Origin of the sequence: Enterobacter sichuanensis (genome assembly GCF_009036245.1) — a bacterium.
Lineage (GTDB): Bacteria > Pseudomonadota > Gammaproteobacteria > Enterobacterales > Enterobacteriaceae > Enterobacter > Enterobacter sichuanensis.
In genome coordinates this window covers 2,190,760-2,211,959 of sequence record NZ_CP027986.1, presented here as the reverse complement: position 1 = coordinate 2,211,959, position 21,200 = coordinate 2,190,760, and the positions used below count along the sequence as shown (strand labels likewise).

Sequence of the window (21,200 nt, the reverse complement as noted above, 5' to 3'; positions counted from 1 at the left end):
ACGGTCAGAATATGTGATCAGCATCATGAACTTCGCTCATGTTGCGTTGAAATTAAGTCACTTCCCCTGTGCCGCGGGCTCAGGCATAAATTATGCATCGGTAACTTCTTGGCAACATGAACTTAGGATGCATAACCACAATGAGCAAAGCTTTCACATATACCCTTAAGCGCAGTTGCTTCGATGAGAATTACAACCCGTCAGAAAACACGCGTACCACCACCAACTTTGCCAACCTGGCGCGCGGGGAAAAGCGTCAGGAAAACCTGCGCAATACGCTGGTGATGATCAACAACCGCTTCAACGCCCTGGCGCGCTGGGATAACCCCAACGCCGATCGCTACGCGGTTGAACTGGAAATCATCTCTGTCGATCTGAATATCGGCGCGGAAAAACCGTTCCCGGCCATTGAGATATTGCAAACGTATATTATCGACAAAAAACGCAACCTGCGTACTCCAGGGATTGTCGGCAATAACTTCTCGTCTTACGTGCGGGATTATGATTTCAGCGTCCTGCTGCTGGAACACAACAAGAACCAGCAACACTTCACTATTCCGGAAAAGTTTGGCGAACTGCACGGCAATATTTTCCGCCACTTTGTGAATTCACCTGAATACAAAGAGAACTTCAGAAAAGCACCGGTGATCTGCCTGAGCGTCTCCAGCAAGGATACTTATCGCCGCACGGGCAACCAGCACCCCATTCTGGGCATTGAGTATCTGCCGGAGGGCGAATCCTTAACGGAACAGTACTTCGCGAAGATGGGTCTGAACGTGCGCTATTTCATGCCGGAAAACAGCGTGGCGCCTTTCGCATTCTTCTTTACCGGAGATTTGCTGAATGATTACACCGATCTGGAACTGATCGGCACCATCAGCACGATGGAAACATTCCAGAAAATTTATCGCCCGGAGATCTATAACGCCAACTCGGCGGCGGGCCTGTGCTATCGACCGGATCTGAACCAGCAGGATCACTCATTAACCAAAATTGTGTATGACCGTGAAGAGCGAAGCCGCCTGGCCATTGAACAGGGTCGGTTTACCGAAGAATACTTTATTAAGCCTTACAAACATATTCTTGAGCAGTGGTCTGATAACTACACGCTTTAATTCATCCAAAAAGGTCTTTTATTATGAAAACATTGCTCCCGACGTCCACCGCTGGCAGCCTGCCTAAGCCGACCTGGCTTGCGCAACCTGAAACGCTCTGGTCACCGTGGAAATTACAGGATCAGGAGTTACTGGCGGGTAAACAAGATGCGCTGCGCTTATCGCTGGATGAACAGATCCGCGCGGGAATTGATATCGTCAGCGACGGGGAACAGACCCGCCAGCACTTCGTCACCACCTTTATTGAACACCTGAGCGGCGTTGATTTTGAGAACCGCCAGACGGTGCGCATTCGTAACCGCTATGACGCCAGCGTGCCGACCGTAGTCTCTGCCGTCGCCAGGCAGAAACCGGTCTTCGTGGACGATGCCAAATACTTACGCCAGCTCACGGATAAGCCGATCAAATGGGCCCTGCCGGGGCCGATGACCATGATCGACACCCTTTACGACGCGCACTACAAAAGCCGCGAAAAGCTGGCCTGGGAATTCGCCAAAATCCTCAATCAGGAGGCGAGAGAGTTAGAGGCCGCAGGCGTCGATATCATCCAGTTTGACGAACCGGCGTTTAACGTCTTCTTTGACGAGGTCAACGACTGGGGCATCGCCGCGCTGGAACGCGCCATCGAAGGGCTGAAATGCGAAACCGCGGTACACATCTGCTACGGCTACGGCATCAAAGCCAATACCGACTGGAAAAAGACGCTGGGTTCAGAATGGCGACAGTACGAAGAGGCCTTCCCGAAGCTGCAGACCTCTAATATCGACATCATCTCCCTGGAGTGCCACAACTCTCGCGTGCCGATGGATCTGCTGGAGCTGATCCGCGGTAAAAAAGTGATGGTGGGCGCGATTGATGTGGCAACCAACACGGTTGAAACGCCGGAGGAAGTGGCCGATACGCTGCGTAAAGCGCTGCAGTTCGTTGATGCCGACAAGCTTTACCCTTCCACCAACTGCGGCATGGCCCCTCTCTCCCGCCAGGTTGCTAACGGGAAGCTGAAAGCGCTCAGCGCCGGCGCAGAGATTATCCGCCAGGAGCTCGGCGCGTAATCCCCTTACGCTTGCCAGTACAGCGGCGAACCAAAACGCTCGACGTAATAATCAATCACCGCCCTGACGTTCAGGGGCGGATGTCGGGCATCAGGATAAATCGCCGCGATAGCCTGTTGTTCCGTATTAATGGCGCACTCCAGCGCGGGCAGAAGCGGAATCAGCTCGCCGCGCTGGAGGGGCTCGCTCAGCAGCCAGTCCGGAAACAACACAATCCCCATTCCGCCCAGCGCCGCCGCCAGTAACGCTTCCGCATTATTTGAGGTCATCAGTGGCGTAACGGGATAGTGCGTCCACGCCTCGCCCGGCCTGCGAAACAGCCAGCGGTTAGGCCCCGACGATCCGCGATAAACAAGACAGTGATGCCGGGTCAGTTCGTCGGGACCGTCCGGCGCACCGTGTTTACGCAGGTACTCTGGCGATGCGGCCAGGTGATACATCTGCTGACCAAACACCCGGGCGCGAAAAGAGGAGTCGGTCAGCACGCCAATGCGGAAGATCACGTCGGCAGCATCCCGGTGCGGGTCGATAAAATCATCGGTCAGCGTCAGCTCTACGCTGAGTCGGGGGTAGCGTTCCGCCAGACCGGGAAGCCCCGGTGCAATGTGCTTCTGGCCGAAAAATACCGGTCCGTTAATACGGATTACGCCAGACGGCTCCACCGCGCGGGCGTCCAGCTCCCGTCGCGCCTCTTCCAGGTTTTCCGCCATCGAACGGGCATAGCGAATAAAAAGATGGCCGCTTTCCGTGGGGATAACGGCCCGCGTATTGCGATAGAAAAGCTGCTGCCCCAGCGCATCTTCAAGCTGATGGATCACGCGGGATATTTGCGAGGCCGAGATCCCCTGCCTGCGCGCGACGACGGAGAAGTTCTGCGCTTCATACACGTCAATAAAGATCAGCAGCGCGCGGATATTGATGTTACTGGCGTCGACCATTAATGCATACCTTGCAAAGGTGTTTACTGCATTATGGCATTTTTCTCACTAAGCTTGCGACGTAATCTTCTTCCCCTGAAACGGAGGAAAGATATGCAGTTTGTTTTGATTTTACTGGTGATTGCCGGCGGGATGGGCCTGTCCGTTGAGGCGGGGTTGCTCGGTCCGCTGGGCAGTGAAGTTGGGGATTTATGGGCGACGTTCAGCATTTTTGGCGTCGGTGCCGCGCTAACGTTTCTGTTGATGTTGTTTTTTAGCCCTCGCAATAGCCCGTCGTTTTTTGCTCAGCCCGGCTGGCAGTTGCTCGGCGGCGTGCTTGGCCCTGTGTATGTGGTCATTCTGACCGTTGCGACACCCGCCATCGGCATCGCCATGACCATGATCGGCATTCTGGCCGGTCAGGTCTTTAAAAGCCTGATCATTGACCACTATGGTCTGCTGGGGACACCGCACAGGAGAATAAACGCGAAACGCATTATCGCGCTGGGTTTCATCATTGCGGCACTGGTTCTGGTCGCACAGGGGTAACGTATGACACTGATTATGATCCTTCTGGCCGTCTGCGGCGGCGCGACGCTGAGCATCCAGGCTGCAATCAACGGACAGCTCGGCAGCAGCGTGGGCGTATTTCAAAGTGCGTTTCTGACCTTTTCCGTCGGCGCGCTGGTGACCGCCCTGCTGATTTTCTTCGTTGAGCCTAAGCAGGCCATTACGCTGCTGGACGTGCCAAAATGGCAGCTCCTCGGTGCGATGTTCGGCGTGCCCTATATCGTGATAATGGTGCTGGCCGTGCAGCGGATCGGCACCGCCGTCGCCACGGTGGCGGTGATCTTCGGCCAGCTCGCGATGAGCATGCTGATTGATCACTTTGGCTGGCTGGGTAATTCTGCCATTCCGTTTTCAACAAGTCGTCTCGGCGCGGTAGTTTGCCTGGGTATTGCGCTCTGGTTCATTTACTCGGGCAGTAAAACCCACCGCGCCCGCGACTAGACTCATGTCTTACGGGTAAAGAACAGCGTCACCGTGGCGACGGTGACGCCAAATTTCTTCATCTCCGTTTTATTAAACAGATGGGTCTCGTCCTGCAGGTACATCCAGTCGTCAAACGTCAGTCGCCAGGTGCTCCCGTTGGCTTTTACATTCATGCTGTAATGCCAGTTAAAGGCGTTGCCCGCTGCCTGCCCCGTGGCGACACCATCAATGTCCCCCGCCGTGCCCTCGTAACGATCGTTCCCTACGCGCCGGATATGCCATACCCGCTGCTGCTTCTCACCGTCGTCATAGACAAAGTGTTCATTGAGGGTCAGCGTATCGCCGATAACATCCCCGGCAATCTCCACGTGAAAGCGGCGGATCTGTTTGCCGCTGCGATCCTGCACCATCCCCCACGCTTCGGTTTTGCCCTGAAAGTACTGGAAGATATCCAGCCGCGGCTGCTGCTGGCGATACTCGGCCACCTCGGTACTACAGCCTGCCAGCAGCATCGTCAATGCCAGCGCCAGGGTCAGGAAACGTTTCATTTTTGGCCTCCGATTAACTGCTGACGCAGCTCAGGATATTGCGTGCGGGGACCCAGCCAGATGGCCAGAAAGCGGGTGCTGAAGGCTTCTGACTGACGCGGTCCGAGTGGAATAAAGGCTTTTTGCGCTGCTGACGCGCGATACCAGAACTGCCCCTGCCCGTCGTCGAGCACAAACGCCAGCTGTGCGCCCGGCCGGACATCCGGCCACAGAGAGCGCAGCATCTGTAACCAGGCTTCGCTTCGGGGTTCCCGTTGCAGGATCCCCTGCGCCTGCCACTGGTCGCGGGTCGCTTCAACCAACGCCTCGCGATCGATATCGCGCGCATAGGTAATAATCAGCGCCTGATCCTGGTTCTCCCGACCGTAACGCCCGTCCGGGGTGCGCAACTGAGAGGTATAGACGGTGAAAGGTCCCCAGGTGAGCGTGGCGTCGCCTACCTTACGCCAGGCCAGCCAGTCAGCCGCCAGGGCCGCGGGCGCGACGAGCGTGAGCCAAAGCAGCAGTACCGCAGTTCTCATTTTTGTCTCCCCATCAGCAGGTGGTAAAACAACATCAACACCAGCCACCCCGGCACCATCCAGCCGACGACGATAACGGTCGGCTCCAGAAACGTGATGGCGCCCAGCCGCTCGCCAAACAGATAGGCCACCGGCCCTCCCACGGCGGCAAGCAGCGTCAGCAGCCAGCCGGGCAACGTGGTGGTGCGCGTCAGCTGCGTCCAGACGGTGGCGAACATCAGCCACAATGCCACCATCCATAGCGGCATCAGCGACTCGCCCGCGAAGTCAATGAGCCCGGTCAGGGCCCAGAGCGCGTCCAGCAAACTGCCCGCCGCCGCCAGCCCAATGGCGTAAAGACGGTATACCGACGGCAATAGCAGACACGCCAGGATCGCCAGCGCGAGCCAGAGAATCAGGCCCTGTTCGCGAAAGAGCACCACCAGCGCCCAGTAAAGATCGAACGCGACGGCCAGCAGGAAAACCTGAAGGTAACGTCTCATACGCGCTCGGCGGTGAGCTGCACGACGCTGATGGTGCGGGCGTTAAACCCGGCTTCGCAGTAGCCAAAGTAATACAGCCACATCCGGCGGAACCGGTCATCAAAGCCGAGCTTTTCAATCTCCTGCCAGGCATGGACAAAACGCTGCCGCCAGTGGGCCAGCGTGCGGGCGTAGTCCGGCCCCATGTCGAAGAGGTTGCGCACCACGAAGTCGGTATGGCGCGTCATCAGCTCATTCATCGCGGTAATGCTCGGCAGGAAGCCGCCGGGGAAAATGTAGCGCTGGATAAAATCGACGCTTTTGCTGTAGTCGCGATAGCGCTGATCCTGAATGGTGATGGCCTGAATCGCCATCCGTCCTCCCGGCCGCAGCCGCGCCTGACAGGTGCGGAAGAACGTGGGCAGATAGCGCTGCCCGACGGCCTCAATCATCTCTATTGAGACCAGCTTGTCATACTCCCCGGTCAGGTCGCGATAGTCGCAGAGCAGCACCTCGACCCGGTCCTGCAGCCCCGCACGGGCAATCCGCTCGGTCGCCCAGACGTATTGCTCCTGCGAAAGCGTGGTGGTGGTCACCCGACAGCCATAATGCCGGGCGGCGTATTCCGCCATTGCCCCCCAGCCGGTGCCTATTTCAAGCAGGTGCTCCCCCGGACTCAGCGCCAGCTGTTCACACAGGCGCGCCATTTTGGCCTGCTGAGCCGCGGTAAGATCCTGCTCATCCGCGGTAAACAGCGCGCTGGAGTAAAGCAGCTCCTTATCCAGAAAATGGCTATAAAAGGTGTTGCCCAGATCGTAATGGGCGGCGATATTTTCCCGCGCCTGGGCACGGGAGTTACGCCGCGTCCAGTGGCGTAGCCGCTCAAGCGGCCTGCCGAGCAGGCGAAAGCCTTTCTCCAGACGGCCAAGAACCTCGCTGTTGAGAGCCAGGATTTGCAGAAGCGGCGTAAGCTGCGCGGTTTCCCATTCGCCGTCCATCCAGGCTTCTGCCGCGGCAAGGCTCCCGCCCGTTAAGACACGCCAGTAGACCCCGGGCGTCAGGATCTGCACGTCGGCATGCAGCGCGGAGGATGTTTCGCCGAAATGGAAACTCTGCGCCCCTTCACGCAGGGTGAGTGAGCCGCCGCGGATGCCGCTTAACAGCCTGAAAAGCAGCCAGCGCGCGATGCGGACGTTGCGCGGGATATCGGGTTCAAGCGCAAAGACGGGATCGGTCATGAGCGTTCACTCCTGCTGACGGGATGGTTATACAGCGGCACGCGCTTGAGCCATAGCCTCAGCGCCTGCCAGTAAATGGCGAATACGGTTTTCAGGGTCATGAGCGGGATGCGCAGCAGCAGTGCGCGCAGCGCCGTGCGGGTCAGCGGCTCCCGACGCAGCACCAGGGTGGCGTCAAACACCTTTGTATCCTGATGATTTTCAATGTGCATATGCAGCGTGTTGTTCGGGGTGTTGAAGCGCCAGTGGTAGACCATGTCCATCGGGTTGAACGGGGAGACGTGAAACGCCTTTTCCGTAGGCTGCGCATCCTGTCCGTTGACGGCATAGTAATGGCGTTCATTCCACGGCGTATTACGGACCTCCGCCAGTACCCAGCGCAGCGTCCCCTTGCCGTCATAGCAGTAGTAAAAGTTGACCGGATTAAAATGAAACCCGAAGTAACGCAGCTGGGTCAGGAGCATAACCCGCCCGTCAGGACGTTCTCCGGTCAGGCTCTCCAGCCTGCTCAGCACGTTCTCTTTAAGCGGCGTGCCGAGCGGATAGTCGGCGTCATGGAACGAGGCGGCGGCAAAGCGATTGCGCCGCACGCCAATGGACGCCAGCAGCGGCAGTTCATCCAGATCCAGCCAGACCATAAAGACGGTGTAGCGAAATTCATGCGTTTTCGGCTGAAGGCGGCGGTGGCGTAACACGCCGTGATAAAGGCAGCTGTTCATCTCAGTTCCCCTCTCCGGCCGCTATCGCATTGACCACGTCCAGCGCGCTGCGCACGCCGTCTTCATGAAAACCGTTGTACCAGTAAGCCCCGCAGAACCAGCTTCGCCGCTGACCGTTGATCTCTGGGCGGCGCGCCTGCGCCCGCCAGCTTTGCGGGTTAAACAGCGGATGTTCATACACAAAACGCTGCCAGACGAAACGTTCGTCCACCGGCCTTTCCGGGTTGAGGGTGACGCAGAACAGCGGGCTGTCCGCAGGCAGCCCCTGCAGGATGTTCATGTTGTAGGTGACGCAGGCGCTGGCCTGCTCCTGCTCGCTGAGACGGTAGTTCCAGCTGGCCCACGCGCGCTTGCGCACCGGCAGCCAGCGCGGGTCGCTGTGTAATACCACCTCGTTGCGCTGCCAGCCGATATCGCCCAGCACCTCGCGCTCCGCCTGCGTCGGGTCGTCAAGCATGGCCAGCGCCTGGGCAGAGTGGCAGGCAAATATCACCTGGTCGAAGGTATGGCTACCGTTTTCGAGCTGGAGAGTGACCCCGCGCTCATGGCGGCTCACGCGCTGCACCGGCGCGTTCAGGTGCAGCGTCAGACGGTCACCCAGTTTTTCCAGCATGGCGCGGATATACTCCCGCGAGCCCCCCGGGACGACGTACCACTGCGGGCGATGGGTGATATCCAGCAGCCCGTGGTTTTGGAAGAAACGTAAAAAGAGCGGCAGCGGGAAACGCTTCATCTCCTGCAGCGACGATGACCAGATGGCGGCCCCCATCGGCAGAATATAGTGGCGCGCAAAAAACGCCGTGAAAGCGTGCTGGTCCAGAAACGTCTGCAGCGTAGCGTTGGGATCCCCCTCGCCCTCCAGCGCCGCTTTCGCCAGACGGTTAAAGCGAACGATCTCGCCCAGCAGCCGCCAGAATCTCGGATTCACCAGGTTTCGACGCTGGGCAAACAGCGAGGTCAGGGTATGGCCGTTGTACTCAAGCCCGGTCGCAGGATTGTGTACCGAGAAGCTCATCTGCGTTTTTTGCCCGCTGATGCCCAGCTCGCTGAGCAGGCCCATAAAGCGCGGATAGGTGCGGTCGTTGTAGACGATAAACCCGGTATCGATGGCCCAGGTGCCCTGAGGCGTTGCCACATCCACGGTTGCGGTATGGCCTCCTGGCACGGCTCCCGCTTCAAACAGGGTGACCTGATGATGTCCGGCCAGCCGCCAGGCGCAGGTCAGCCCGGCAATGCCGCTGCCAATAATCGCAATCTTCATGAACGCACCATCCTGCGCAGCAGCGTGCGCTGAAGAAAAGCAGGCAGCCCGGCGAGCAGCCGCAAAATGAGGCCAAAACCGACAGGAAACGCGATATGCATTTTTCCTGCCGCCAGCCCGATACGGATCGCCTTCACCGCTTCGTCAACGCTCACCCTGCCCGGCATGGCAAAATCGTTTTTCCGCGTCAGCGGCGTATCCACAAAGCCTGGCGAGACAACCGTGACGGCAATTCCTTTTTGCTCCCAGTCCAGGCGCAGGCTCTCGGCAAACCAGCTCAACGCCGCTTTGGAGGCGCCATAGGCCTCCGCACGGGGAAAAGGCAGCCAGTGGGCCATTGAGCTCACCAGCACCACGCGGTTGCCGGCAACCAGCTGCGGCTGTAGTGCCTCAAGGCAGTTCACCGGGCCAAGGAAATTGGTTGCCATCACCCGCTCCACCAGCGCCGCATCCACCACGCCACCGTCGAGGTATTCGCAGGTACCGGCGCAGAGAATAATCAGATCGGCGTAGCTGCCGGTCAGCGCCTGTCGGCAGGCGTCCCTGTCCGTCATATCGAACAGGCGAACGGTGAGATTGGGGCAGGTCTGATGCAGCGCTTCCAGTCGCGCCGGATCGCGTCCGCAGGCAATCACGTGGTAGCCGTCAGCGGCAAAGGATTTCGCAAGCCCAGCCCCTATGCCCGAGCTGGCGCCGGTAATCAGCACCGTCTTCATGATTTCACCCTGCGCTTAACGCCGCGAACCGCCCAGCCCAGCAGAGGCAGATGTTCGTAGATCATCTCTCCCGCATCGTAGTAATCCCGCTGGCGCGTGATGAGATCGTTTTCCGTCTCCACCACCGAGCACCCCGGCAGTTCAAGCGGCTCTCCTCCGGCAATGCGCGGGTGCGACCAGTGCATCACCCAGGTGACCACAAACCGGTTTTCGCCGCACAGGGGGTCATCGATGGTAAAACGGCATTGCTCAACGTTGGCCAGCAGATGGGTGAAATAGCGCTGAAGCGCGAAAAGCCCGTCATGCTCGCCAAAGGGATCGATAAGCGTCGCATTTGAGTGATAAAGCCCCACCAGCGCCGAGGGTGGCTGGCTATCCAGTGCGGCGTAGTACTCAACAAACCGACTCACGACAGAGGGCAAAGTGCTCATGGGTCACATCCTGGCTGTAAACAACGTGGCGTAATCGCATAATTAAAACTTACACAATTAACGTTATTTGTCCAAGTTTGTGCAAATTTATTTTTTATTTTCTAATACTTTCAATGAGATGCGCTTTCATTCAATTGAGGGTTTTGTAGGGCGGGTGAGACGTAGCCGCCATCAGGCTTTCACTTTCAGGAAATCCTTAAGGCAAACTCACCGGCCATCTTCCAGGCTTATTCTTTTTAATTCATAAGGATGCCTGACATGAAACGCTTCTTTCTCTCACTTTTCTCCAGCCCCGAATCCTTACTTCAGGTCATGAGTCAGCAGGAAATTATTGAAGCTGTCGAAGATGGCGATCGCATCATCATCGACCAGGACGGTAACGCCTCGGTGAACTACAAGAGCAACGAGGTGCGGCAGGACTTTCTGCGTCACGTCAACGCGCTGAAGAGGGCCTGATATGGGAACGGCGATATTTATGGTGCTGATGGTCTGCGGGTACTGGTACACCAGCCGCGACCTGTCGACCCGCTTTAAAATCAAGCGTTCCTTTGGCTGGGATGTCTATTTTCTGGTTGCGCTTTATGGCTCTATTTTCGTTCTGCAAGGCGTGATTGCCACGGGGCTGCTCTGGCTGCTGCTGCTCGCCCTCTCCGCCGCCAACAACGCTTTTCACTTTGCCTCTCCGAAATACACCGACTGGCAAATCGACTTTATGAACTGGAGTTTTTTAGGTATTCAGGCGCCGGTGGTGGTGATGCTGGCCTTCGCCATCCTGTTTTGCCTCTACCGCTCTAACTGGGCAGGCAGCGCCAGACTGGACGGCGAGAGCCGGAAAAAGCTCTACAAACGGCTTGCGCAGGCGAGCGGGATCGAACAACTGCTCTATCAGTGTATGGAGCAAGGCGAGCTGGCGCAGGTCACGCTGCGCTCGAGGCGGATATACGTGGGGATGATCCACACCGCGACGCTGGAATATGAAAAAACGGCCAACATCGTGCTGATCCCGATGTTGAGCGGGTACCGGGACGCGAAGACGATGAACCTGCGCATCGAGAATAATTACAGCAGGTGGTATGCGGAGCATGACATCACGCTCGACTCGGAACCCCGCAGCGCCATGTCATTCCGCAAAGTGATTTTACTCAATCAGATTGAGAGCCTGTCGTTGTTCGATCCCGCCAGCGCCAGTGCGCTGTCGCTGGCACAGCATGACACGCTTTCTAAAGAGACATCCCCATAATCCTGAGTATGCTCTGCTGTGAGGCGGTTTCGAAAAGGACGCTCCTAACGCAGAGCATGCCCTGCTTCTGGTAGAACCGGTACGCTCCCGCGTTCTGCTCAAGCACCTCCAGCCAGAGATAGTCTTTCCCCCTGCTCCGGGCCATGTCTATGATGTTGTTGAACATCACCTGACCATAGTTCTTGCCGGTTGCGGCGGGATCAAGGTAGAGCTTATTGAGGAGAACACCCTTCTTGTCCGTTTCTGGAAGCATGGCTTCCCAGGTCACTTTCATGAATCCCACTGGCCGATCGGTCTCTGCAACATACCAGGAAACCGCGTTATCTTTCAGGCTCTGTTCAACTACAGAACGCGCGTACTCTCCGTGCAGAAAATCCTTCATCTCTGCCTCTGACACCCACAGATGCTGAAAATGGGCGGGATAGATGCGATATCCCAGCTCGCTTAACAGCGTTGAATCGGCCCCGGTGGCCTGTCGAATTCGAAGAGACATGGAGGGTATCCTTACTAACCGCTTTAGGTGTGATGCCGTGCGAAACGAGAAAGACAAAAACAGTTACATTCTTGCCGCATATATTATTGCGGTGAACGACGTTAAGTACAGCCCGCGTGTTATGGATCTCGCCCGACACACCAAAACGGGTGGGTGAAAACCCTCACCAGATCGCGCTAGTCTGCCTGTGTTGAATGGATGACCAGGACTAGCGATTAGAACGTATGGAAATTATTTTGATGCGGCATGGAGAACCCCATTACAGGGGGGCGCCAAGGGTCTCGTACAGGGAAATGACCGAATGGATCGACAGCTATAACCTCTCTTCGACGGGCAGCGACAGGCCGCCTGAAAGGGCTCAAATTCAGGCGTACCGTGCGCTCACGTTTCTCAGCAGCCCTCTCCCGCGAGCCCTTTCATCGTTGAAAACGCTGGGGTGTGAACCGGGTTTAATTGATGAGGTTTTTCGGGAAGCAGAACTGCCGGTGTTCCGTATTCCGGGGTTACGGCTATCGCCTTTTTACTGGGCAGCGCTGTTTCGCGTTCTTTGGCTCTGCGGCCTGTCTGGCGAGGCAGAGTGCGTGAGCGTCGCAAAAAAACGTGCCGTTAAGGCGGCAGAAATCCTGGTGAATGTCGCGAAGGACTCTGACGGCCCCGTCTTGCTCATGGGGCACGGAATGATCAATCGGTTGATTGCGAAGGAACTGATCGCATCAGGCTGGAAAGAACAGACTTCCCCGGGTACCGGTTACTGGGGAGCGGGGGTTTACAGCCTTGCGTAAGAGCACATACTGACACCGAGGATTTTTTCATCCTCGGTGCCTGGGTCATAGCGTCTGGCCAAGGATAACGCGATCGAACAGACGGTCTCCCAGCCAGAGACGCATGCGGATGAGCATCTTTGCATACTTGCCGGCTGCATAGCGTGTACGCGGATGAGGGCTTTTAACGGCTCGGGCAACCACGTCCGCAATCACCTTCGGGTCGCTGCCTCTGCCATTCCCGTATGCATTTTTGACCGATTTAGCCACCTTCTCCACGAGGCGAGCGTAAGGGCCATTTGCTGAACGTTTAACTATATTGCCGCTGACCACATCACCAAAGCCTGTCTCGATTAAACCCGGTTCAACAATCACAACCTTAATGCCAAATTCCGCCACTTCAAGACGCAGACAGTCAGACCATCCCTCAAGCGCATGTTTCGTTGCGTGATACCAGGCTCCCAGAAGGGTGTAAATCTTACCCCCCATAGAGGTGATATTAATAATGTAACCGCTGCGTCTGGCACGCATGGCCGGGATCAGCAGTTGCGTAAGGCGGGCCGCACCAAACACGTTAACCTCAAACTGATAGCGAGCTTCATCAATACCGATCTCTTCTACCGGTCCATAGAGCCCAAAACCCGCGTTGTTGACCAGTACGTCAACCCCACCTGTCTGCGACATGATGGTATTCACTGCAGCCAAAATGTCTTCATCACGTGAGATATCCATCCGCAGAGGGTATGCGCCAAGCTGGGCGAGATCGTGCATTTTCTCAACGCTACGGGCAGCAGCGTAAACCTGATAGCCATCCTGAATGAGACGACGGGCGATGGCTTTGCCCATACCTGACGATGCACCGGTGACCAGCGCAGTTTTTTTGTCCTGAGTAAACATAGATACCTCGGTGAGTAGACTGTGGCTAGTTTGCTCTCCTTCGACCTCATGTTAACTAGCGTATCGCGCCATGTGACTCGCAAACTGCGCCATCAGAGCGATACATACGCACGTGTTTACTCAAGACGCATGGCTGTCCTGGCCGCTTCAGGAGTCTGGCCCGTCCAGGTCATAAATGCGCGATAGAATGAGTTAGGATCTTCGAAACCCAGCAAAAACGCGATCTCATACCCGGAAAGACGCGTATTGCGAAGATAATGACGGGCCAGGTGTTCACGACACGCGTTGACAAGGTTGCGAAAGTTTTCCCCTTCCTGCTCAAGCCGGCGCTGCAGCGTGCGTTTGCTCATTCCCAGACGCTCCGCCGCTTTTTCAATAGTCGCTTCGTTACCGGGAATAAGCTCCAGGAGTACCGCTCGTACACGATCGGCGGTTGAAGCCCGTTCATTTAACTGACCGAGACGACGCTGCAGTTCCGGTTCAAACACCTGCCACATCCCCTCATTGACCGTTAAAAAGGGTCGAAGCGCATCGGCCGCGGAAAAGCTGATGGCGGGCTGTTCTCCGTATTGCACGTCAGCACCAAAGAAACGCGAAAAGTGGCTGTTCTGAACCGATGACGGTAGCGCAGAAACGCAGATCCGTAAGGGGTTAACCGGTTCGCGAGTTCCCAGACGCAGAAGCTTGAGCAGGAAGCCCAGCTCTGCCACCTGGAGAAACGGCGGAATAGTTGTCGCAAAAAGCCAACGCGGTGAGACGATAAGGTTGCCGTTTTGGTCGACCGTTGTCTCCAGAACCATGGGAGCAATAAGCTGTTTATATCTGGCCAGGCGCTGGACAGCCTGCATCATATTGCTGCTACACAGTGCGGCAAAAAGGGGCGGGTCAAACACATCCGCAGAGATCAACTCAATGAGCGGGACGGGAAAGGCAGGATCGTTCGTTTCAGCCTCCAGCGCGTTCCAGAAGCGAATGTATTCATTCGTATCGAGTCCGCGCGCTTTTTGCAAAAAGAGATCGTCAGGTAATCCTGCCCTGCGGAGAATGCGTTCTGGCTCAAGCCCCGCGTCTTTCAGCAGCGTTTTCCAGCTTATATCGAGAGCGAAAGTACGGTTAGAAGCCATTTGCTCATTCCCGGTTGAAGGTTATGCAACGCTTAGCGTTATTGTTCATCGACAGATGAACGGGCGCTATGCAGTATGGTTGGCTGGCAGGTCACCGGGAAATTCAGTGAGTTAGCAATAAAGCAAAGCTCATGCGCGCGGTGATGAAGTGCCACAGCGCGATCGATATCATCCCCTGGGCGAAGCGTGATTTGAGGCTTCAGGACAAGAGAGGTGAAACACCCCTTTTCTCCTTCGCGCATCGTTCCTTCCGCCCGGTCAATATAGGTATAAACGCTTATCCCCGCTTCCGCGCAAAGATGCAAATACCATAATTTGTGACAGGCAGAGGCTGACGCGACAAGAAGATCTTCAGGATTCCAGCATGATGCATCCCCCAGAAATGCAGGGTCTGATGAACCTGAAATCGGAGATTTATCACCCGCCGTGATGTCATAAAGACGATCGTAGGCTTTATAGGATTCCGTCCCACGGCCTTTGTTCCCTTTCCACTCGACCTTAACCTGATAATGATGCTCACGATGGCTCATCTTGATGCTCCCGATAATGATATCCGATGGTTTTTGCTGGCGATGTTTGTTCGCAATCACCTGTCTCGACGTAAGCTATCAGATGGTATACCATTATTCCATCTTTTCAGGAGAAACAGTATGCAACTTAACGCCCTTTCGACCCCGGACGTGCTCGCCAGTGAATTAAGAAAGATGATAAACAGCGGTCGTCTGCGTGATGGAGAGAGGCTTGTTGAAAGGGATCTTGCCAGTCATTTTTCTGTCAGCCGAATCCCAATGAGAGAAGCAATCAGGCAGCTTGAACGCGATGGGCTGGTGGAAATTTTCAGGAACCGCGGCGCTGTTGTCAGAACGCTTTCTGCAGATGATCTGGATGAGATCTACTCCCTGCGTGCCTTACTGGAAGGGGAAGCCGTCTTTCAAAGCGTGAAAAACCTGAGTTCTGATACGCTGGCGAGGGCCGAACTGACGCATACGCTTCTCGCCAGAACGACTGAATTTGACATGCAGGGCACACTTAACCGGGAGTTCCACAATCTTGTCTACAGTGGGTGCAAAAACCAACGCCTGCTGAGGCTGATTAATGATACCCGCAATCAGATAGAACGGTATGAATACCTTCAGCGAAAGCTCCTTTCCGCAACACCGGTTTTTCAGGATGACCATGCAGGTATCCTTACAGCCTGCAGGGAACGGGATGCCGGGAATGCACGAGCTGAAGTCGTGCGACATATTCTTAGTGCCGGAGAAATGCTAAAAACGTTTATCAGCCGTCGCGACGAGGGTTAAGGGGAAATCCCGTTAACCCGGCTAATGCCCGCTTCAACGGAGTGATGACATCATCCTTCTCCATGCCCATTTGCGCATGAATAATGGCACCGTCAATGAGCAGCATGATTTCATTGACGACGCGCTCATCCGCGATCTTCGTCAGCGACGCAATAATATTCTTTGTTTCGATTTTATGATCGCGGCATATCGCTTTTATTTCGCTTTCAATATCTTCCGATTTTGCCTCGGCGCTGGCATTAATAAATGCGCAGCCGTGGAAATCAGGCGAAATAAACCATTCGCAAAGCGTTGCCGATATCGCATCAGAAGGTATTTCACCTTCATCAAGATGTCGGCGCAGCGTAGATTCAAACCAGCCAATCCATATTTCGTGCCGATAGTGCAAATAGGCGAGAATAAGTAAACTTTTACTCGGAAAATGGCGATAAAACGTCACCTTGGTCACCTTCGATGCTTTAATCAGCGTATCCACGCCCGTCGCCCTGAAGCCTGTGGAATAAAACAGATCGTGCGCCGTAAGTAATATCTTATCTCTGACGCTGATTTTGGTATCGTTGCCTGCGGATTCTGTTTTCACTTTTGGGTAGCCTCAAAACGGATGTTGACAGCGTTATTTTACAGGCATAGATTACCGCATGTAGACAGACCTGTCTACATCATATAACACTGAGGTAATCGCCATGAACACACGTCCTCCTTTACCGCCCTTCACGCGTGAAAGCGCCATCGAAAAAGTCAGACTGGCAGAAGATGGCTGGAACAGCCGCGACCCGGCGAAAGTCGCGCTGGCCTATACGCTGGATACCCAATGGCGCAACCGCGCGGAGTTCGCCACTAACCGTGAAGAAGCCCGGGCGTTTCTGGAGCGGAAATGGAAAAAAGAGCTGGATTATCGTCTGATTAAGGAGCTGTGGGCTTTTACGGATAACCGCATCGCGGTGCGCTATGCCTATGAATGGCACGATGATTCCGGCAACTGGTTCCGCTCGTATGGCAATGAAAATTGGGAGTTTGAGCCGGACGGATTGATGAAGCGCCGCTTTGCCTGCGTAAACGATATGCCGATAAAAGAATCCGAGCGGCTGTTCCACTGGCCGCTGGGCAGACGCCCGGACGATCACCCTTCGCTGAGCGATCTTGGCTTATAGGATTTTCGCATCACTCCGGGCCGCCCCGGAGTGGTGAATTTACAGTGCGCCCAGCTGTTTCATCAGCGTCAGGTTGTCCTCAATATGCCAGTTAGCCGCAATCTTGCCGTCAGCGATCTCATAGATATCCGTGGCGATAAAATCTATTTTCTGCCCCTTTCCCTTCAGCTTGCCAAATGTCCCGGTGAATGTGCCGTGAAAATGTAAATGCGAGACCACGCGATTGCCTGAAATAATCATTTGCTCAACGTCGCAGCGTAAATCAGGCACGGCTGTACGAAACGCACGGGAGGCTAAAATAGCGCCTTCGGGACCTTGCTTACGACCTTCCGGAGGCGTTTTATCGATGAAATTCACTGCCAGCGCATCACGCGCCAGGGACTCTTCTCCCGTATTCCAGAACGTTGCATATTCTCTGGCAACGGCTTCATTCGCCCTTAATTGCGCCTGGGGTAGGCTCTTATCAACAATAAGCTGTTTCGGTGGAAGCCATTCCAGCTGCGCCGAAAATGCGGTGCCGGACAGACCGGCAAGAATAAGCATCGCCACAGCTGGACGAAAACACGTCGTATATTTCATGATATCTCTCAATAGAGTATTACATTACCCGCAGTCGATTTCCTGCGGTTCAAATCCGCGAGGGTCAGTTAATTAACGCCCCGCCCTCAATATCAATGATCGACCCCGTGACAAAGGGATTATCAATAGCGAAAAGATACCCTTGCGCGATGTCCTCCGCCCTTCCCCAGGCTTTGGCTGGCAGGGTTTCCGCCGCGCCAGCGAGCATTTTTTCCCGCGCGGCGGAGTCCATGCCCGCGTACGCTTCCGTGTCGGTCAGCCCCGGACTCACGACGTTGACGCGCAGCGGTGAAAGCTCTTTCGCCAGCACTTTTGTCGCGGCCTCAATCGCGGCATTCATCGTCGTTTTAACAATGGCACCCGCCATGGTGCGACGCGCCACGAACCCGCTGGTGAACGTCAGCGTACCGCGGGGAGCGATGTTCCCGCTGAGATAGCGGGCGACATTGATGCTTCCCCAGAATTTTGTATCAAAGGCCAGCCTTGCAGCGCGGAGATCCAGCCCGGAAAGAAGCCCTCCCGGAGCCTGTGAGCCCGCGGTAACGACAATATTATTGACCTCACCCAGCGTTTCACCGAGCGCGACAAGTTCTGCCTCACGGCTGATATCCAGCACGAGGGTGTGAACAGACGCGGCGTGGGTGCTCAGCCGTTGCCGCGCAGCGTTCAGCTTCGCACCGTCGCGGCCCGCAAGAATAATTTCCTCGCCTCGCCAGGCAAGCAGGCTGCCCACGGCGAAACCGATGCCGGACGCGCCGCCGATAATTAAGGTTTTACGGGTCATAACGTTTCCTCCTGCAGGGTGTAAATGGGGTAATCGGTATATCCCGTCCCGGCACCACCAAACAGCGTGGCGGGATCCCGCACCTCTGCCAGCGGTAACCGGTGCGCCAGCCGGTGGGGTAAATCCGGGTTGGCAATAAACGGCCGTCCGAAGGCAATCAAATCGGCATAGCCGGCAGCAAGGATCTTTTCCGCTTTTTCAAGGTCATAGTTACCCGCAACGATAAGGGTTCCGCTAAACGTCTCGCGAAGGGATCGACGGAACTGTTCAGGTACCTGCGGCGCATCGTCCCAGTCGGCTTCCGCCAGGTGGATGAAAGCAATACCTTTTTGCTCACACCAGGCCGCGAGCGCGAGTATGGCTTCCGTCACCTGCGGATCGTTCATCCCGCGCTGGGTAATAAACGGGGAAAGGCGAATGCCCGTACGCTCGCGGCCAATGGCCTCAGCAATGGCGCTTAACACCTCCTGAGCAAAGCGGATCCGGTTCGCCAGCGTGCCGCCGTACTCATCCGTGCGTTTATTGGATGTCTGACGCAGAAACTGGTCGATCAGATAGCCATTTCCGCCGTGGATCTCCACGCCATCAAACCCGGCCTGGACGGCATTCAGCGCGGCCTGGCGATAGTCCGCGACGATGCTGTGAATGTCCTTGCGCGAAAGCGCTCGCGGCTGCGGGCAGTCCACCATTTGGCCTTCACCCTTTTCATTCACCACCCATACCTGCGCGTCTGGCGCCAGCGCTGACGGGGCGACGGGCTGGCCGTCCTGATGAAAACTGGCGTGGGACATTCGCCCGACGTGCCAGAGCTGAGAAAAAATGAGTCCGCCCGCCTGATGCACGGCGCCCGTGATGAGTTGCCATCCTGAAACCTGCTCCGGCGAATGAATGCCGGGCGTCCAGGAGTATCCCTGACCCTGAGGCGAGATCTGCGTGGCTTCGGTGATGATTAACCCCGCGCTGGCCCGCTGCCGGTAATATTCCGCCATCAGTGCAGAGGGAATATTCCCCGGCTGAAGGGAGCGCGCGCGGGTCATCGGCGCCATGACGATACGATTTTTGAGGTCCTGCGGACCTAACCTGTAGCGTTCAAAAAGTGAGGTCTGTTTCATGTTTCATCCCTTATGGTTTGGATGAAACCACTTTACAGACGGCATCTGCTTTTGATAATTACGCTAAAATCAGATGCACTTTTCGGAAAAGATGAATAATGGGAAAACTCGAAGACATGGCCCTGCTGGTTGAAGTCGCTGAGGCTGGTGGCCTTTCCGCTGCCGGACGACGCCTGTCGCTTTCCCCTGCCACCATGACGGCCAGGCTGAAGGCGATTGAAGAGCGCTACCAGACCCGCCTGTTCCATCGCTCAACGCGGTCCATCACCCTGACCCGTGCTGGCGAAGAGTTTTACCATGCCGCGCTGCGCGTGCTGGAAGAGGTTCGCCATGCCGAGTCGTTACTGACGCAAAAAGAAGGCGTGCTCAGCGGTAATATTCGCCTTTCTGCCCCCTCTGACTTTGGCAGGCAGTACCTTAGCCCCGCCGTGGTTGAGTTTTCCCGCCACCATCCCGACGTGAAATTTTTCATCTCGTTAAGAGAGCACGTTGAGGACCTGGTCGCTAACCGGCTCGATATGAGCGTGCGCTTCGGCAACCTCCCGGACAGCAGCCTTGTCGTCAAAAATATTCGCCCCAATCATCGGGTACTGGTCGCCTCCGGGACCTATCTTACCGCCCATGGTGTCCCGGCCACGTTTGCGGAGTTAGCCCATCACCGGTGCCTGGCGCTTGAGTCGCAGGGGGTGGTGATGAACGAATGGCGCTTTGAGACTGAGGGCAAGGAAACGGTCGTTCGCGTCGATCCAGCCATGGTGTGTGACGACGGCGCGCTGCTTCGTCAGTGGGCCCTCAGCGGGGCGGGCATCGCGGGGAAATCGTGGTGGGACGTCAAAGACGACGTTGAGACAGGAAGACTCACGGTGCTGTTTGCCGACAGCTTCACCGGCTTTAGCCGATACGACCGCAAAGACGTCGGGCTGCAGTTTGTCTACCCGCAGCGCACCCTGCAGCCGCTTCAGGTCACAGCGTTCAGTCAGTTTTTTCTCGACTGGCTTAAAAAACAATAACGCCAAAAAACGGTGATACACTACCCCTCACCGGGTCATCGTCCCGTCTGAATGACCTGGTACGAAAACAAAGGTAACCAAAACACAAAATGGTCACTCGTTGTTAATCGTAACCTGTCACGCTAAGCTTAAATAATGACTAAAAATATGCCTACCCCATCATCACGTGGTCCACTTGACCACACTGTCAGAGAGCAAATTGTCGAAGCGGCTTTTGAGCACTTCGGCCACTACGGCTATGAAAAAACCACCGTGGCCGAGCTGGCCAAATCTATCGGTTTTTCTAAGTCCTACATTTATAAATTTTTTGAGTCCAAACAGGCAATTGGCGAAGTGATCTGCGCTAACCGCCTGGAACTGATCATGGCGGCCGTGCTTTCCGCCATCGAGGACGCGCCCTCGGCCAGCGAAAAATTGCGCCGTCTTTTCAAAGCGCTAACCGAAGCAGGCAGCGAGCTGTTCTTCCACGATCGTAAGCTTTACGACATTGCCGCCGTCGCCGCACGCGAACAGTGGCCCTCAACGGAACGGTATGCAGAAAGCCTGATGAAGCTTATTGAGAGCATCATCATCGAAGGCAGGCAGGCCGGTGAGTTCGAGAGAAAAACGCCGCTGGACGAGGTCACCCAGGCCATTCACATGGTGATGTGTCCTTACATCAATCCCGTACAGCTGCAGTACAACCTCGAAACAGCCCCAACTGCGGCAGTGCTGCTCTCTTCACTGATTTTACGAAGCCTGGCCCCCTGATTTGTGACCATTGACAATATTGGTCA

The 21,200-nt window shown here is 55.9% G+C and carries 28 protein-coding genes; 11 read left to right on the top strand and 17 right to left on the bottom strand.

What is annotated here, in order from left to right:
* Positions 1-140 precede the first annotated feature (140 nt).
* Together C1N69_RS10665 and C1N69_RS10660 are read left to right on the top strand one after the other, a co-directional pair.
* A complete protein-coding gene (locus C1N69_RS10665) occupies positions 141-1,115 on the top strand; it encodes a DUF1852 domain-containing protein (RefSeq protein WP_155031141.1) in 975 nt (324 codons plus the stop codon).
* A 23-nt stretch (positions 1,116-1,138) separates the two neighbouring features.
* On the top strand, positions 1,139-2,167 hold the full coding sequence (locus tag C1N69_RS10660; protein ID WP_021241377.1) for a methionine synthase: 1,029 nt from the start codon (positions 1,139-1,141) through the stop codon (positions 2,165-2,167).
* Positions 2,168-2,172: 5 nt separating this feature from the next.
* Here the strand turns inward: C1N69_RS10660 and C1N69_RS10655 are convergent, their stop codons facing one another.
* Positions 2,173-3,105, bottom strand: a complete 933-nt coding sequence (locus C1N69_RS10655; protein WP_155031140.1) for a LysR family transcriptional regulator — start codon at positions 3,103-3,105, stop codon at positions 2,173-2,175.
* A 93-nt stretch (positions 3,106-3,198) separates the two neighbouring features.
* On the opposite strand from C1N69_RS10655, the gene C1N69_RS10650 reads away from it, so the two are divergent.
* Both C1N69_RS10650 and C1N69_RS10645 read left to right on the top strand, forming a co-directional pair.
* Positions 3,199-3,633 (top strand): DMT family transporter, encoded by a 435-nt coding sequence (locus tag C1N69_RS10650; protein ID WP_045284328.1) that lies wholly within the window; start codon positions 3,199-3,201, stop codon positions 3,631-3,633.
* Positions 3,634-3,636: 3 nt separating this feature from the next.
* Positions 3,637-4,095: a DMT family transporter gene (locus tag C1N69_RS10645; RefSeq protein WP_155031139.1), complete on the top strand. Its 459-nt coding sequence runs from the start codon at positions 3,637-3,639 to the stop codon at positions 4,093-4,095.
* Positions 4,096-4,097: 2 nt separating this feature from the next.
* Here C1N69_RS10645 and C1N69_RS10640 read toward each other — a convergent pair whose 3' ends face one another.
* From C1N69_RS10640 to C1N69_RS10605, 8 genes are read right to left on the bottom strand one after another with little or no spacing between them, the layout of a single operon-like run.
* Positions 4,098-4,625, bottom strand: coding sequence for a DUF3833 domain-containing protein (locus C1N69_RS10640; protein ID WP_045284326.1), 528 nt, complete (start codon positions 4,623-4,625; stop codon positions 4,098-4,100).
* The gene (locus C1N69_RS10635; protein WP_155031138.1) at positions 4,622-5,146 is read right to left on the bottom strand and encodes a chalcone isomerase family protein; all 525 of its coding nucleotides are present in this window, start codon (positions 5,144-5,146) and stop codon (positions 4,622-4,624) included. Before C1N69_RS10635 ends, C1N69_RS10640 begins: the two co-directional genes overlap by 4 nt.
* Positions 5,143-5,628 (bottom strand): DUF2878 domain-containing protein, encoded by a 486-nt coding sequence (locus C1N69_RS10630; RefSeq protein WP_094917455.1) that lies wholly within the window; start codon positions 5,626-5,628, stop codon positions 5,143-5,145. Before C1N69_RS10630 ends, C1N69_RS10635 begins: the two co-directional genes overlap by 4 nt.
* Entirely contained in the window at positions 5,625-6,845 is a 1,221-nt protein-coding gene (locus tag C1N69_RS10625) for an SAM-dependent methyltransferase (protein WP_155031137.1), read from the bottom strand. The genes C1N69_RS10630 and C1N69_RS10625 overlap by 4 nt, the downstream gene beginning before the upstream one ends.
* The gene (locus C1N69_RS10620) at positions 6,842-7,564 is read right to left on the bottom strand and encodes a DUF1365 domain-containing protein (protein ID WP_155031136.1); all 723 of its coding nucleotides are present in this window, start codon (positions 7,562-7,564) and stop codon (positions 6,842-6,844) included. The genes C1N69_RS10625 and C1N69_RS10620 overlap by 4 nt, the downstream gene beginning before the upstream one ends.
* 1 nt (position 7,565) lies before the next feature.
* Positions 7,566-8,825: an NAD(P)/FAD-dependent oxidoreductase gene (locus C1N69_RS10615; RefSeq protein ID WP_155031135.1), complete on the bottom strand. Its 1,260-nt coding sequence runs from the start codon at positions 8,823-8,825 to the stop codon at positions 7,566-7,568.
* Entirely contained in the window at positions 8,822-9,541 is a 720-nt protein-coding gene (locus tag C1N69_RS10610; protein WP_155031134.1) for an SDR family NAD(P)-dependent oxidoreductase, read from the bottom strand. The genes C1N69_RS10615 and C1N69_RS10610 overlap by 4 nt, the downstream gene beginning before the upstream one ends.
* Entirely contained in the window at positions 9,538-9,972 is a 435-nt protein-coding gene (locus C1N69_RS10605) for a nuclear transport factor 2 family protein (RefSeq protein WP_094917463.1), read from the bottom strand. Before C1N69_RS10605 ends, C1N69_RS10610 begins: the two co-directional genes overlap by 4 nt.
* 258 nt (positions 9,973-10,230) lie before the next feature.
* Between C1N69_RS10605 and C1N69_RS10600 the strand changes: the two genes are divergently transcribed.
* Positions 10,231-10,428 carry a hypothetical protein gene (locus tag C1N69_RS10600; RefSeq protein ID WP_008502331.1) on the top strand — a complete coding sequence of 66 codons (198 nt, stop codon included), beginning with the start codon at positions 10,231-10,233 and terminating at the stop codon, positions 10,426-10,428.
* 1 nt (position 10,429) lies between these two features.
* On the top strand, positions 10,430-11,212 hold the full coding sequence (locus tag C1N69_RS10595) for a hypothetical protein (protein WP_095440716.1): 783 nt from the start codon (positions 10,430-10,432) through the stop codon (positions 11,210-11,212).
* Here the strand turns inward: C1N69_RS10595 and C1N69_RS10590 are convergent.
* Positions 11,193-11,705: a GNAT family N-acetyltransferase gene (locus C1N69_RS10590; RefSeq protein WP_155031133.1), complete on the bottom strand. Its 513-nt coding sequence runs from the start codon at positions 11,703-11,705 to the stop codon at positions 11,193-11,195. The genes C1N69_RS10595 and C1N69_RS10590 overlap by 20 nt on opposite strands.
* Positions 11,706-11,944: 239 nt before the next feature.
* Here C1N69_RS10590 and C1N69_RS10585 point away from each other — a divergent pair, with 239 nt between their 5' ends.
* On the top strand, positions 11,945-12,487 hold the full coding sequence (locus tag C1N69_RS10585; protein ID WP_059385359.1) for a histidine phosphatase family protein: 543 nt from the start codon (positions 11,945-11,947) through the stop codon (positions 12,485-12,487).
* Between the two features lie 45 nt (positions 12,488-12,532).
* On the opposite strand, the gene C1N69_RS10580 is transcribed toward C1N69_RS10585, so the two are convergent.
* The 3 genes from C1N69_RS10580 to C1N69_RS10570 all read right to left on the bottom strand — a co-directional run bounded on the left by C1N69_RS10580 (position 12,533) and on the right by C1N69_RS10570 (position 15,017).
* Positions 12,533-13,363, bottom strand: a complete 831-nt coding sequence (locus C1N69_RS10580) for an oxidoreductase (protein WP_059385345.1) — start codon at positions 13,361-13,363, stop codon at positions 12,533-12,535.
* Positions 13,364-13,479: 116 nt separating this feature from the next.
* Entirely contained in the window at positions 13,480-14,487 is a 1,008-nt protein-coding gene (locus tag C1N69_RS10575; RefSeq protein WP_155031132.1) for an AraC family transcriptional regulator, read from the bottom strand.
* A gap of 38 nt (positions 14,488-14,525) precedes the next feature.
* Positions 14,526-15,017: an OsmC family protein gene (locus C1N69_RS10570; RefSeq protein WP_059385358.1), complete on the bottom strand. Its 492-nt coding sequence runs from the start codon at positions 15,015-15,017 to the stop codon at positions 14,526-14,528.
* 120 nt (positions 15,018-15,137) lie between these two features.
* Between C1N69_RS10570 and C1N69_RS10565 the strand changes: the two genes are divergently transcribed.
* Positions 15,138-15,788 carry a GntR family transcriptional regulator gene (locus C1N69_RS10565; RefSeq protein ID WP_155031131.1) on the top strand — a complete coding sequence of 217 codons (651 nt, stop codon included), beginning with the start codon at positions 15,138-15,140 and terminating at the stop codon, positions 15,786-15,788.
* Here the strand turns inward: C1N69_RS10565 and C1N69_RS10560 are convergent.
* Positions 15,766-16,368 carry a TetR/AcrR family transcriptional regulator gene (locus C1N69_RS10560; protein WP_059385343.1) on the bottom strand — a complete coding sequence of 201 codons (603 nt, stop codon included), beginning with the start codon at positions 16,366-16,368 and terminating at the stop codon, positions 15,766-15,768. The genes C1N69_RS10565 and C1N69_RS10560 overlap by 23 nt on opposite strands.
* 103 nt (positions 16,369-16,471) lie before the next feature.
* Here C1N69_RS10560 and C1N69_RS10555 point away from each other — a divergent pair, with 103 nt between their 5' ends.
* Positions 16,472-16,939 (top strand): nuclear transport factor 2 family protein, encoded by a 468-nt coding sequence (locus tag C1N69_RS10555; protein WP_032645324.1) that lies wholly within the window; start codon positions 16,472-16,474, stop codon positions 16,937-16,939.
* Positions 16,940-16,978: 39 nt separating this feature from the next.
* On the opposite strand, the gene C1N69_RS10550 is transcribed toward C1N69_RS10555, so the two are convergent.
* The 3 genes from C1N69_RS10550 to C1N69_RS10540 form a co-directional block, all read right to left on the bottom strand.
* Positions 16,979-17,518 carry an ester cyclase gene (locus C1N69_RS10550; RefSeq protein WP_032647031.1) on the bottom strand — a complete coding sequence of 180 codons (540 nt, stop codon included), beginning with the start codon at positions 17,516-17,518 and terminating at the stop codon, positions 16,979-16,981.
* Between the two features lie 64 nt (positions 17,519-17,582).
* Positions 17,583-18,302, bottom strand: a complete 720-nt coding sequence (locus C1N69_RS10545) for an SDR family oxidoreductase (RefSeq protein WP_155031130.1) — start codon at positions 18,300-18,302, stop codon at positions 17,583-17,585.
* Positions 18,299-19,414 (bottom strand): alkene reductase, encoded by a 1,116-nt coding sequence (locus tag C1N69_RS10540; protein ID WP_155031129.1) that lies wholly within the window; start codon positions 19,412-19,414, stop codon positions 18,299-18,301. Before C1N69_RS10540 ends, C1N69_RS10545 begins: the two co-directional genes overlap by 4 nt.
* Positions 19,415-19,512: 98 nt before the next feature.
* Between C1N69_RS10540 and C1N69_RS10535 the strand changes: the two genes are divergently transcribed.
* Together C1N69_RS10535 and C1N69_RS10530 are read left to right on the top strand one after the other, a co-directional pair.
* On the top strand, positions 19,513-20,424 hold the full coding sequence (locus C1N69_RS10535) for a LysR family transcriptional regulator (protein WP_155031128.1): 912 nt from the start codon (positions 19,513-19,515) through the stop codon (positions 20,422-20,424).
* A 135-nt stretch (positions 20,425-20,559) separates the two neighbouring features.
* Positions 20,560-21,174, top strand: a complete 615-nt coding sequence (locus C1N69_RS10530) for a TetR/AcrR family transcriptional regulator (protein ID WP_047958511.1) — start codon at positions 20,560-20,562, stop codon at positions 21,172-21,174.
* Positions 21,175-21,200 lie beyond the last annotated feature (26 nt).